The following is a 12,270-nucleotide window of genomic DNA, read 5'->3' as shown; positions in this document are numbered from 1 at the left end:
CGCGAGCCTATTCATCCAAAGATCAGACTGTTCGCGGCCGCATTCCGGCGCGATCCCGCACTCATGGAGCAACCATGTCCAATCGTCTCTCCAAGGCGAAAGCCTCCGCTTATCGCGGCGTGCCGCCGTTCCGCCTCCGGCAGTGTATCGGCCTTGCCGTGCTCGGCCTTCTTCTCCTCCTCGCCTGCGTTCCCGCCGCCCTCGCGCATGAGTTCAAGGTCGGCGATCTCGAGATCGTACATCCCTGGTCGCGGGCGACGCCGCCCGGCGCCAAGGTGGCCGGCGGCTATTTCACCGTGGTCAACAAGGGCAGCGCGGCGGACCGGCTGCTGTCGATTTCCTCCGACATCTCCGACAAGGCCGAACTGCATGAGATGGGCGTCAAGGATGGCGTCATGACCATGCGGCCGGTCAGCGGCGGGCTGGAAATTCCGGCCGGCGGCAAGGTCGCGCTCAAGCCCGGCGCCTATCACCTGATGTTCGTCGGCCTGAAGCGGCAGCCGAAACAGGGCGAGAAATTCCCGGCGACGCTGACCTTCGAGAAGGCCGGCAGCGTCAAGGTCGAGTTTGCCGTCGAAGGCATGGGCGAGACCGGCGATATGGACATGGATCACGCCGAGTAATCCGCCAATCGAAATCGGAGGGACAATCCATGAAGAAATATCTTTTGGCGGCCGGCGCGCTTTGCGCACTCGGGACCAATGCCGCGCTCGCCCATATCACGCTCGAAACGCAGGAAGCGCCTGTCGGCTCCACCTACAAGGCGGTCTTTCGCGTGCCGCATGGCTGCGAGGGCAAGGCGACGACCGCCGTGCGCGTGCAGATCCCCGAAGGCGTGATTTCGGTGAAGCCGATGCCGAAGCCCGGCTGGACGCTGCAGACCAAGAAAGGCAGGTACGAGAAATCCTATCAGCTCTTTGGCGAGACGCTGACCACCGGCGTCAAGGAAGTGGACTGGAGCGGCGGCAACCTGCCCGACGAATTCTATGACGAGTTCGTTTTCCGCGCCTCGCTGGCGGCCGATCTGCCGGCCGGCCAGATGCTCTATTTCCCGGTGGTGCAGGAATGCGGCGACGCCGCCGCGCGCTGGATCGAGATCCCGGCGGCAGGCCAGGATGAGGACACGTTGGAAACTCCGGCGCCCGGCATCAAATTGCTGCCGAAGAAATGACCTCTATTGGCGCGCTCTTTCGGGGCGCGCACCATTTCCTGTTGTGACGGCATGAACGCAGCACTGCCTTCCTCGATGAACCGCATGGATGTCGGGCTGCTTGCCTGGCTGGTGGCGGCGCTGATGGCGATGGCGATATTGGCCGTGCCAGGCCGCGCCTTCGCGCATGCGGCGCTTGTCGCGACCGACCCGGCGGACGGCGCCGTGCTGACGCAAAGCCCGACGCGGTTTTCGCTGACCTTCAGCGAACCCGTCTCGCCGCTGGTGCTCACGCTGGTGCGGCCGGACGGCTCGCAGCTTGCGTTGACATCCTTCCGTCTCAACGACCAGACGGTCGAGATCGACAATCCAGAAACGCTCAAATCCGGCACGCATGTGCTCAGTTGGCGGGTGGTGTCGGTCGACGGCCATCCGGTCGGCGGTTCGGCGCTGTTTTCCATCGGCGCGCCAAGTGCAGCGCCCATGGCGGCCGAAGCGGTCGACCGGACGCCGCGCGCGGCGATCTGGATAGCCAGGCTGTTTCTCTATGCCGGCCTCTTCCTCGGCGTCGGCGGCGCGTTCGCACTGTCCTGGCTGGCCGGGGACCGGCGCTGCGGTCAGCGAATTGTCGCGGCAGCTCTGCTTTTCGGCGTCGTCGCGGCGCCGGTGTCGCTTGGGCTGCAGGGGCTGGACGGGCTCGGCGCCCCGCTCGCCCGGTTTGCGACAGCGGCTGTGTGGAAAACCGCGCTGGAGACAAGCTATGTCTGGACCGTGCTGATCGGCCTGATCGCGCTTGGCCTCGCGCTGCTTTCGCTTGCCGGGCCGTCAGCTCTTCGCAAGCTGTCGGCATCCGCGGCACTGGTCGGCGTCGGCGCCGGCCTTGCCGCGAGCGGTCACGCCAGCGCCGCCGAACCGCAGTGGCTGACGCGGCCGCTGGTGTTCCTGCACGGCACCGCAATCGCCTTCTGGGCCGGTTCGCTGGCGCCGCTCGGCCTGGCGTTGCGGCGAGAGCCCGCGGAAGCGAAAGTGTTTCTGCGCCGCTTCTCCCGCGCGATCCTGCCCGTCGTCATCCTGCTTTCCGCCAGCGGTATCGTGCTGGCGATCATCCAGGTCGAGCGACCCTCGGCGTTGATCGACACGTCCTATGGCCGGCTGCTGCTCTTGAAGCTGGCGCTGCTGCTTTTCCTGTTCACGCTTGCGGCGGTCAACCGCTGGACACTGACGGCGCCCGCCGAGGCCGGCGACACCGAGGTGCAGCGGCGGTTGGTGCGCTCGATCGGCATCGAGGTGGTCATCGTGCTCGCCATCTTCGGCGTCGCCGCCGGCTGGCGCTTCACCCCGCCCCCGCGCGCGCTGGCGATCGCCGCCGCGCAGCCGGTGTCGATCCACATCCACACGCTGGAGGCGATGGCCGATCTCAGCATCACGCCTGGACATGCCGGCGAGGTCGCCGCTTCGATGGTAATCATGACCGGCGATTTCGGCCCGCTCGACGCCAAGGCGGTGACACTGGTGCTGTCGAAGCCCGATTCCGGCATCGAGCCGATCAAGCGGCCGGCGACGAAGCCCGGCGACGGCACCTGGCGCGTCGACAATCTCGTCATTCCAATTCCCGGGCGCTGGAACGCAAGGCTCGATATCCTCGTTTCGGATTTCGAGGTGGTCAAAATCGAAGCGCCGATCGACATCCGGTCCGATTGAGGTCCAGTCCATGTAGAATACGGCCTGGCGGTTGACGGCGCCGCCAAGGCCCGTCATTCATCTTCCGAAACAATGGGCATCGCCCCGAAACGCGGCCACAACAAGCATCCGAAAGCAGGGAAGAAACGATGGAAAAAGCCGAAATCGGCCTGATCGGCCTTGGCACGATGGGTTCCAACCTGGCGCTCAACATCGCCGAGCACGGGCATCGCATCGCCGTCTTCAACCGCACGCCGGCACGCACCGACGCCTTTGTCGAGAGTGCCGGTTCGCTCAAGGAGATGGTCGTTCCCTGCTACAGCCTGGAGGAACTCGCCGCGGCCATCCGGCCGCCGCGGCCGATCATCATCATGGTGTTGGCCGGCAAGCCGGTCGACGAACAGATCGCAGCGCTGCGCGGCGTGCTGTCCGACAACGACATCGTCATCGATGCCGGCAACGCCAATTTCCGCGACACGATGCGCCGCTTCTCGGAGCTGTCGGGCTCTGGCCTCACCTTCATCGGCATGGGCGTTTCGGGCGGCGAGGAGGGCGCGCGCCATGGGCCCTCGATCATGGTGGGCGGCACCGAAGAGTCCTGGAAGCGCGTCGAGAAAGTGCTGACCGCGATCTCGGCCAAGTTCAAGGACGAGCCTTGCGCCGCCTGGCTCGGGCATGACGGCGCCGGCCATTTCGTGAAGACCATCCACAACGGCATCGAATATGCCGACATGCAGATGATCGCCGAGATCTACGGCATCCTGCGCGACGGTCTCGGCATGGCACCCAAGGAGATCGGCAAGGTGTTCGAGGAATGGAACAAGGGCCGCCTCAACTCCTACCTGATCGAGATCACGGCCAAGGTGCTCGCCGCCGACGATCCGAAGACCGGCAAGCCGGTGGTCGACGTCATCCTCGACCGCGCCGGCCAGAAGGGCACCGGCAAGTGGTCGGTGATCGAAGCGCAACAGCTCGGCATTCCGGCCACCGCCATCGAGGCGGCGGTCGCGGCGCGCGTGTTGTCCTCGATCAAGGACGAGCGGCAGGCGGCGGAAAAAGCCTATGGCAATATCGGCGTCGAAAAGATCTCCGGCGACAAGGCCGCGCTGCTCAAGGATCTGGAGCTCGCCTTGTTCGCCGGCAAGATCGCGGCTTACGCGCAGGGCTTCGCGGTGATGAGCGGCGCCTCGAAAGAGTTCAACTGGAACCTGCCGATGCCGACCATAGCCAAGATCTGGCGCGCCGGCTGCATCATCCGCTCGCAGATGCTGGACACGATGGCGGAAGCTTTCGGGTCAGGCACCGCCTCCACCAACCTCCTGATGGCGCCGGCCTTCATCGCCATGATGAAGGAGGCGCATCCGTCGCTGAGGCGCATTGTGGCCCGCGCCTCCGAAGCCGGCTCACCGGTGCCGGCGCTGTCCTCGGCGCTCGCCTATTTCGACAGCTACCGCCAGGGCCGCGGCACGTCGAACCTGATCCAGGCGCAGCGCGACTTTTTCGGCGCGCATGGGTTTGAGCGGATCGGCGAGCAGGGCGCGTTCCACGGCCCGTGGGGGAGCGGGGCTGCCTAGAGCCAGGTGAGGCCGGCCTGCAAATGGCGGCTTCCTGCGCTTCCGGTGCTCACGTACTTTAAGTACGCTCCGCTCCGGTTCTCGGAAGCCACCATTTTCGACTCGGCCTGACCTGCCTCTTAAGTCGCGCCGATCAGCCGCGATAAGGCAGAACCTCGCTCGGCGTGCTGAGCGACTGCAACGTGCCTGGATCGGCGCCGCCGATCCAGCCGAGCACGGCGCGGGCGAGCTCGGAGCCGGCGAGGCGGAAATTCTCGTTGACGACGAGCAGTTCCCGCCGGAACAGATGCAGCAGCTCCGACGATTGTTTCGACACCACGTCGACGTCGCGGCCGAGCTTCAGCCCGGCATCCTCGATGCCGGCCACCACGGCGAGCGTCGCCGCGGCGGCGCTGCTGACGAAGCCGTCCGGCCGGTCCTTGCGTCGCATCAGTTGCGCGGTCCGCATCCTGATCTGCTCGATCGACTGGTCGATGGAGACGGTGTTGAACGGCACCTCTGACGCGCTCACCTCGCTCAGCGCATCGGCAAAGCCGTTCACCGTGTGGCGGTAATAGGTGAGGCCGACCGGTGGCGTCACAAGCGCCAGCCGGCTGCGGCCCTTGCGGGCGAGCGCGCGGACGGCTTCGCCGGCAAAGGCGTAATTGTCGAAGTCGTGATAGGGATGCACCAGGCCCATGTCCGTGCGGCCATGCGTGGCGAAGGGAATGCCGTGCTCCAACATGTAGCGCGCCCGCGGATCGTTGGGCTGGGTGCGCGAAATGATGACGCCATCGGCCGAGCCCGTCTCGACCAGATAGCGCACCGGATCGAGCGGGTCCTGCGAGCGCGAATAGGGCGTGACGATCAGATGGTAGGGCGTGTCGGCGATCACCTCGGTGACGCCGTAGATGATGTCCGAGACGAAGCTCATCAGTTCGTGCTCGGTGTTCAGCACAAGCGAGATGACGTTGGTCTTGCCGGTCCTCAAGCGCACACCGGCGCGGTTCGGACGATAGCCGATCTGCTTGGCGACGAGCTGGACGCGACGCCTGGTCTCGGCACCGATCTCGGGCGCATCCTTCAGCGCGCGCGACACCGTCGTGACGCCAAGTCCGGTCATGAAGGCAAGCGTCTTCAGCGTCGGCCGCTCCTTGCCCGACGTTTCGTCGTCGCCCTTCCTGGTTATCCGTCTATCCATTCGTCCCGCCCGTCAGGCGCATAGCAGCCGCGGGACCGACCGGCAATCGTGCGATGTCGACAATTGCGCGCCCCTTAGCTCGCGGCTGGGCTCAATATACTGAAACGTTACAGGTTGCCAATCTTCGAGGTCGATCGAAGTGGCCGGGACCTTGACACTCCGGAAATCGGGAAGAGCCAAAAGTCGCTGGAATCGCAAAGAAATATCGGTTTTGGTCCGATTTTGCCACCAATCGACCGATCGATCTTCGGTATTGCTCTGCCGGGCGAAAGATTTTGTTCGCAGCTCGAAAAAATCTCAATCTGCCTTGAAGCGAGGGGTTGCCTATGCGGATCATTTGCCGTATCGAAAATCTGTAACGTTTCAGATTCTGGGAGGAAGCCGAAATGCGATACAAATTCCTGACTGCCGCCTTTGCCGCGACGGTTGCGCTCAACTTCGCCGGTCCGGCGGCCGCGACCGACCTGGAAGTCACCCATTGGTGGACTTCGGGCGGCGAGGCGGCGGCGGTGGCCGAGCTTGCCAAGGCATTCGACGCGACGGGCAATCACTGGGTCGACGGCGCCATTGCCGGCTCCGGCGGCACGGCGCGGCCGATCATGATCAGCCGCATCACCGGCGGCGATCCGATGGGTGCCACCCAGTTTAATCACGGCCGCCAGGCCGAGGAACTGGTGCAGGCCGGGCTGATGCGCGACCTCACCGATATCGCCACCAAGGACAAGTGGACGGAGGTGGTGCGGCCGAAGAGCCTGCTCGATAGCTGCACCATAGACGGCAAGATCTATTGCGTGCCGGTCAATATCCATTCCTGGCAATGGCTGTGGCTGTCCAACGAGGCTTTTCAGAAGGCCGGGCTGCCGCTGCCGAAAGACTGGAATGAATTCGTGGCGGATGCGCCGGCGCTGGAAAAGGCCGGCATCATCCCGCTCGCCGTCGGCGGACAGGCCTGGCAGGCCTCCGGCGCCTTCGACGTGCTGATGGCCGCCGTCGGCGGCACCGACACCTTCCTCAAGGTCTACAAGGACAAGGACGCTACCTTCGCAGCCGGTCCGGAGATCGCCAAGGTGTTCAAAGCGGCGGACGACGCCCGCAAGATGGCCAAGAACACCAATGTGCAGGACTGGAACCAGGCGACCAATCTGGTCATCACCGGCAAGGCCGCCGGCCAGATCATGGGCGACTGGGCGCAGGGTGAGTTCCAGGTCGCCGGCAAGACCGCCGGCAAGGACTATACCTGCCTGCCCGGCCTGGGCTTGAACGAAGTCATCGCCACCGGCGGCGACGCCTTCTACTTCCCGCTGCTCAAGGACGAGGCCAAGGCCAAGGCGCAGGTCGTGTTGGCCGAAACCTTGCTCGATCCGAAGACCCAGGTCGCCTTCAATCTCAAGAAGGGCTCGCTGCCGGTGCGCGGCGACGTCGACCTCAACACGGCGAATGACTGCATGAAGAAGGGCCTCGCCATTCTCGCCAAGGGCGCCGTCATGCCGTGGACGGACCAACTGCTCTCGCAAGACACCCAGAAGCAGAAGGAAGACCTGTTCTCCGAATTCTTCGCCAAGCCCGATATGAGCGTCGAAGAGGCGCAGAAGCGCTTCGCCGAGATCATCGGCTCGGCGGACTGACGACCGGCGCCCCCGCCGGCTCCCGGCCCCCAGCCTATCGGGGGCCGGGAGCGTGACGCCCGCATTGTCCCAGCCCGGCTGCCGAGATGAGCAACAGCGAACGCCCGAGCAAGCTTTTCCGCAACCTCAACGCCAAGATCGCGTCGATCCCGATGGTGCTCACCGCGCTGATGGTGTTCGTCGGCGGCACGGCGTGGACGGTGCTCTATTCCTTCACCAATTCGAAGCTGTTGCCGCGGCTCAACTTCGTCGGGCTCGATCAGTATCACCGACTCTGGTCGACATCGCGCTGGTTGGTCTCGATCGAGAACCTTCTGATCTACGGCGCGATCTCACTGGTGTTCTCGCTGGTCATCGGCTTCCTGCTTGCAGCCCTTCTCGACCAGAAGATCCGCTTCGAGGACACGTTCCGCACCATCTTCCTCTATCCCTTCGCGCTGTCCTTCATCGTCACCGGACTGGTCTGGCAATGGCTGCTCAACCCGGATTTCGGCGTACAGCGCGTCGTGCGCGACCTCGGCTGGACGAGCTTCAACTTCGACCCACTCTACAATTCCAGCATCGTCATCTACGGCATTTCGATCGCGGCGCTCTGGCAAGGCACGGGGCTCATCATGTGCCTCATGCTCGCCGGCCTGCGCGGCATCGACGAAGACATCTGGAAGGCGGCGAGGGTGGACGGCATTCCCGCCTGGAAGACCTATCTCTTCATCGTCATCCCGATGATGCGGCCGGTCTTCATCACCACGCTGGTGATCATCGCCGCCGGCATCGTCAAGGTCTACGATCTCGTCGTGGCGCAGACCAGCGGCGGCCCTGGCATCGCGTCGGAAGTGCCGGCCAAATATGTCTATGACTACATGTTCTTTGCCCAGAATCTCGGCCAGGGCTTCGCCGCCTCGACCATGATGCTCCTGTCGGTGGTGATCGTCATCGTGCCTTGGGCATATCTGGAATTCGGAGGCAAGAAGCGTGGCTGACGTCGCCTCCCTGTCCACCAGCGCGCAAGCGCTGCGCCGCCATGCCACCGGCCCGAGCGGGCCGAAGCCGCGGCACGTGCTATCGCGCCGCAACATCTTCCTCTACGGCACGCTGATCGTGGTGGCTCTCTACTATCTTTTGCCGCTCTACGTGATGATCGTCACCTCGCTGAAGGGCATGCCGGAAATCCGTCTCGGCAACATCTTCTCGCCACCGATGGAGATCACCTTCGAGCCCTGGGTGAAAGCCTGGGCGAGTGCCTGCACCGGGCTCAACTGCGACGGGCTCTCGCGCGGCTTCTGGAATTCGGTGCGCATCACCGTGCCGTCGGTGTTGCTCTCGATCGCGATCGCCTCGGTGAACGGCTATGCCCTGGCCAATTGGCGCTTCAAGGGCGCCGATACCTTTTTCATCATCCTGATCGTCGGCGCCTTCATCCCTTACCAGGTGATGATCTATCCGATCGTCATCATCCTGCGCGAAATCGGCATCTACGGCACACTGACCGGCCTGGTGATCGTGCATTCGATCTTCGGCATGCCGATCCTGACGCTGCTCTTCCGCAATTATTTCACCTCGATGCCGGAGGAATTGTTCCGCGCCGCGCGCGTCGACGGCGCCGGCTTCTGGGGCATCTATCTGCGCATCATGCTGCCGATGTCGCTGCCGATCTTCGTCGTCGCCATCATCCTGCAGGTGACCGGCATCTGGAACGACTTCCTGTTCGGCGTCGTCTACACGCGCCCGGACACCTACCCGATGACGGTACAGCTCAACAACATCGTCAACTCGGTCCAAGGCGTGAAGGAATACAACGTCAACATGGCCGCGACCATCCTGACCGGCCTTGTTCCGCTTATCGTCTATTTCGTTTCCGGCAAGCTCTTCGTGCGCGGCATCGCCGCCGGCGCGGTGAAAGGATGATGATGGACATCGCCAATCCCAGCGTTTCGATCCAGGACCTGTCGCTCAATTTCGGCGCCGTCTCGGTGCTGCAGACGCTCAACCTGGATGTCGCCGAGGGCGAGTTCATCGTGCTGCTCGGCCCGTCCGGCTGCGGCAAGTCGACCTTGCTCAACTGCATCGCCGGCCTGCTCGACATTTCGGAGGGCCGCATCTTCATCAAGGGTAAGAACGTCACCTGGGAAGAGCCGAAGGACCGCGGCATCGGCATGGTGTTCCAGTCCTATGCGCTTTATCCGCAGATGACGGTGGAGCGGAACCTTTCCTTCGGCCTGCGCGTCGCCGGGGTGCCGAAGGACGAGATCGCCAAGCGCATTGCCCGCGCCGCCGAAATCCTGCAGATCGAGCCGCTGTTGCAGAGGAAGCCTTCGGCGCTGTCGGGCGGCCAGCGCCAGCGCGTGGCGATCGGACGCGCGCTGGTGCGTGACGTCGACGTCTTCCTGTTCGACGAACCGCTCTCCAATCTCGACGCCAAGCTGCGCTCGGAATTGCGCGTCGAGATCAAGCTTTTGCACCGCCGCTTGCAGAACACGATGATCTACGTCACCCACGACCAGATCGAGGCGATGACGCTGGCCGATCGCATCGCGGTGATGAAGGGCGGCGTGATCCAGCAGCTCGACGCGCCGCAGACGATCTACAACCGCCCCGTCAACCGCTTCGTTGCCGGCTTCCTCGGCTCGCCGGCGATGAACTTCATCGACGGCAGGCTGGAGAAAGATAGCGGCGACTGGCACTTTGCCGTCGAGGACGTGCGCATCCCGCTTGCAACCTATGCCTTCGAGAAGGAGCCGACGCCGGGCCCCGCCGTGTTCGGCATCCGGCCCGAGCATGTCGCCTTCAACAGCGGTACGGGCTGGCCCTTCACCGCGATGGCCAATGTCGAGGTCGTCGAGCCGATGGGTTCCGACACGCTGGTATGGCTGAAGCTCGGGCAGCAGAACTTCACCGTGCGCGTCACCTCCGAACGCACGCCGAAAAACGGGGACGCGGTCAGCATCGGCTTCGATCCGCTGCGCGCCTCGCTTTTCGACGCCCAAACCGGCAACCGGATTTAACCTCCCAGGACCAACAGCACGGACAGGACAGATGAACTGGTCATTCCAACTCTACAGCGCCCGCAATTTCCAGCCATGGAACGGCGTGGTGAAAATGCTCGGCGAGCTCGGCTATAAGCAAGTGGAAGGCTTCGGCGGCGTCTATGACGACCCGAAGCCGTTCCGCGCCGAGCTCGACAGGAACGGGCTGGCGATGCCGACCGGGCATTTCTCGATCGACGCGCTGGAGAATGACTTCGACGGCGTGCGCAAAATAGCCGATGCGCTCGGCATCACGCTGCTGATCTGCCCCTATCTGATGCCCGATCAGCGCCCATCCGACGCCGCCGGCTGGCGCGGCTTCGGCGAACGCCTGGCCAGGGTCGGCGAGGTCGCGAAGAAGGCCGGCTATGGCTTTGCCTGGCACAACCACGATTTCGAGTTCAAGGCGCTTGCCGACGGCTCGCTGCCGCAGGACCACATCCTGTCCGCCGCGCCCGACATCGGCTGGGAAATGGACGTCGCCTGGGTGATCCGCGGCGGCGCCGATCCGTTGCCCTGGATCGAAAGACACGGCAAGCGCATCGTCGCCGTCCACGTCAAGGATATCGCCAAGCCGGGCGAGGGGCTGGACGAGGACGGCTGGTCCGATGTCGGCCACGGCACGGTCGACTGGGCGGGCCTGTTCAAGGCATTGCGCGCCAAGAGCGCGGCGCAGTATTTCGTCATGGAGCAGGACAACCCCAACGACATCGAGCGCTATGCCCGACGCTCGATCGCGGCAGCCAAGAGCTGGCAGGAGTAATCGAAAATGGCAGATAAACTTGGCGTGGGCGTCATCGGCTGCGGCAACATCTCGAAGGCGTATTTCTCGCTGGCGCCGCTGTTTCGCGGCATCAAGATGCGCGCCTGCGCGGACATCAACATGGAGGCCGCGCAGGCACGCGCGAAGGAGTTCAAGCTGCGCGCCGAGACGGTCAGCGACCTGCTCAGGGACGACGAGATCGACATCATCGTCAATCTGACGATCCCGGCCGTGCACTATGAAGTCTCCAAAGCGGTGCTCGACGCCGGCAAGCACGTCTATTCGGAAAAACCCTTCGTGCTGTCGATCAAGGAAGGGCTCGATCTCAAGAAACGGGCCGAGAAGAAAGGCCTGCGCATCGGTTCGGCGCCGGACACGTTCCTTGGCGGCGCGCACCAGCTGGCGCGCGAGCTGATCGACAGCGGCAAGCTCGGCAAGATCACCAGCGGCACCTGCCATGTGATGGGCCACGGCATGGAGCACTGGCACCCCAACCCGGATTTCTTTTTCCAGCCGGGCGCTGGTCCGGTGCTGGACATCGGGCCGTATTACATCACCAACCTGATCCAACTGATCGGACCGGTGAAACAGGTGGCGGCCTTCGCGACGACGCCGGCCAAGGAGCGGACGATCTCGTCGAAACCGCGGGCAGGTGAAAAGATCCCGGTCAACACGCCGACCACCATCCACGCGCTGCTCGAATTCGCGAACGGCGCGGTGATCACGCTCAACACCTCCTGGGACGTCTGGAGCCACGGCCATGCGCCGATGGAGCTCTACGGTGAATTGGGCACCGTCTTCGTGCCGGATCCGAACTTCTTCGGCGGCGAGCTGCGCTTCACCGACGCGGCCAAGCCGGTGAAGAAGCTGCCGAAATGGAACCATCCGTTCGGCGTGCCGAACGAGATGCACGGCCAGGGCATGATGGCCAACTACCGCACCGCCGGCCTTGCCGACATGGCGATCGCGATCGCCGAAGGGCGGCCGCATCGCTGCTCGATGGAGCTGGCGCTGCATGCCGTCGACGTGATGACCGGCATCCTGCGCTCCGGCGAAAGCGGCAAATATGTCGCCATGCAGACGAGCTGCGAGCGGCCGGCCGCGCTCGGCGTCAAGGACGCGAAGGCGCTGCTGGCGAAGAAAAACTAAAGCATGTCTCTCGAAAGTGGGAACCGGGTTCGGGGCAAAGACATGCGCAAAGTCACAAGTCTAAAGCGCGGCGAGCGCGATCGCGACGCGCTTTAGCCGGCAACCCCTCTCCCCGTTTCGGCGGGG

The 12,270-nt window shown here is 64.1% G+C and carries 11 protein-coding genes; 10 read left to right on the top strand and 1 reads right to left on the bottom strand.

What is annotated here, in order from left to right; genetic code table 11:
* The first annotated feature begins 74 nt into the window (after positions 1 to 74).
* From MJ8_RS27905 to gndA, 4 genes are all read left to right on the top strand, one after another.
* On the top strand, positions 75 to 623 hold the full coding sequence (locus tag MJ8_RS27905) for a copper chaperone PCu(A)C (RefSeq protein WP_201411815.1): 549 nt from the start codon (positions 75 to 77) through the stop codon (positions 621 to 623).
* A gap of 29 nt (positions 624 to 652) precedes the next feature.
* Positions 653 to 1,171 carry a YcnI family protein gene (locus MJ8_RS27900; RefSeq protein WP_201411814.1) on the top strand — a complete coding sequence of 173 codons (519 nt, stop codon included), beginning with the start codon at positions 653 to 655 and terminating at the stop codon, positions 1,169 to 1,171.
* A gap of 51 nt (positions 1,172 to 1,222) precedes the next feature.
* Positions 1,223 to 2,851 (top strand): copper resistance CopC/CopD family protein, encoded by a 1,629-nt coding sequence (locus MJ8_RS27895; RefSeq protein ID WP_201411813.1) that lies wholly within the window; start codon positions 1,223 to 1,225, stop codon positions 2,849 to 2,851.
* A gap of 128 nt (positions 2,852 to 2,979) precedes the next feature.
* Complete coding sequence (gndA, locus tag MJ8_RS27890; RefSeq protein WP_201411812.1) at positions 2,980 to 4,404, top strand: NADP-dependent phosphogluconate dehydrogenase; 1,425 nt, start codon at positions 2,980 to 2,982, stop codon at positions 4,402 to 4,404.
* Positions 4,405 to 4,537: 133 nt separating this feature from the next.
* On the opposite strand, the gene MJ8_RS27885 is transcribed toward gndA, so the two are convergent.
* Positions 4,538 to 5,584 (bottom strand): LacI family transcriptional regulator, encoded by a 1,047-nt coding sequence (locus tag MJ8_RS27885; RefSeq protein ID WP_201411811.1) that lies wholly within the window; start codon positions 5,582 to 5,584, stop codon positions 4,538 to 4,540.
* Between the two features lie 386 nt (positions 5,585 to 5,970).
* On the opposite strand from MJ8_RS27885, the gene MJ8_RS27880 reads away from it, so the two are divergent.
* From MJ8_RS27880 to MJ8_RS27855, 6 genes are all read left to right on the top strand, one after another.
* Entirely contained in the window at positions 5,971 to 7,209 is a 1,239-nt protein-coding gene (locus MJ8_RS27880; RefSeq protein ID WP_201411810.1) for an ABC transporter substrate-binding protein, read from the top strand.
* 86 nt (positions 7,210 to 7,295) lie between these two features.
* Positions 7,296 to 8,189, top strand: a complete 894-nt coding sequence (locus MJ8_RS27875; protein WP_201411809.1) for a carbohydrate ABC transporter permease — start codon at positions 7,296 to 7,298, stop codon at positions 8,187 to 8,189.
* Positions 8,182 to 9,114, top strand: a complete 933-nt coding sequence (locus MJ8_RS27870) for a carbohydrate ABC transporter permease (RefSeq protein ID WP_041006562.1) — start codon at positions 8,182 to 8,184, stop codon at positions 9,112 to 9,114. The genes MJ8_RS27875 and MJ8_RS27870 overlap by 8 nt, the downstream gene beginning before the upstream one ends.
* On the top strand, positions 9,114 to 10,211 hold the full coding sequence (locus tag MJ8_RS27865; RefSeq protein WP_318528221.1) for a sn-glycerol-3-phosphate ABC transporter ATP-binding protein UgpC: 1,098 nt from the start codon (positions 9,114 to 9,116) through the stop codon (positions 10,209 to 10,211). Before MJ8_RS27870 ends, MJ8_RS27865 begins: the two co-directional genes overlap by 1 nt.
* Positions 10,212 to 10,242: 31 nt before the next feature.
* A complete protein-coding gene (locus tag MJ8_RS27860; protein WP_201411808.1) occupies positions 10,243 to 10,995 on the top strand; it encodes a sugar phosphate isomerase/epimerase family protein in 753 nt (250 codons plus the stop codon).
* 6 nt (positions 10,996 to 11,001) lie between these two features.
* Positions 11,002 to 12,144 carry a Gfo/Idh/MocA family protein gene (locus MJ8_RS27855; RefSeq protein WP_201411807.1) on the top strand — a complete coding sequence of 381 codons (1,143 nt, stop codon included), beginning with the start codon at positions 11,002 to 11,004 and terminating at the stop codon, positions 12,142 to 12,144.
* Positions 12,145 to 12,270 lie beyond the last annotated feature (126 nt).

Source organism: Mesorhizobium sp. J8 (genome assembly GCF_016591715.1).
Classification (GTDB): Bacteria; Pseudomonadota; Alphaproteobacteria; order Rhizobiales; family Rhizobiaceae; genus Mesorhizobium.
Note: the sequence above shows the minus strand (reverse complement) of the source record. Positions and strands in the feature narration are given on the sequence as shown.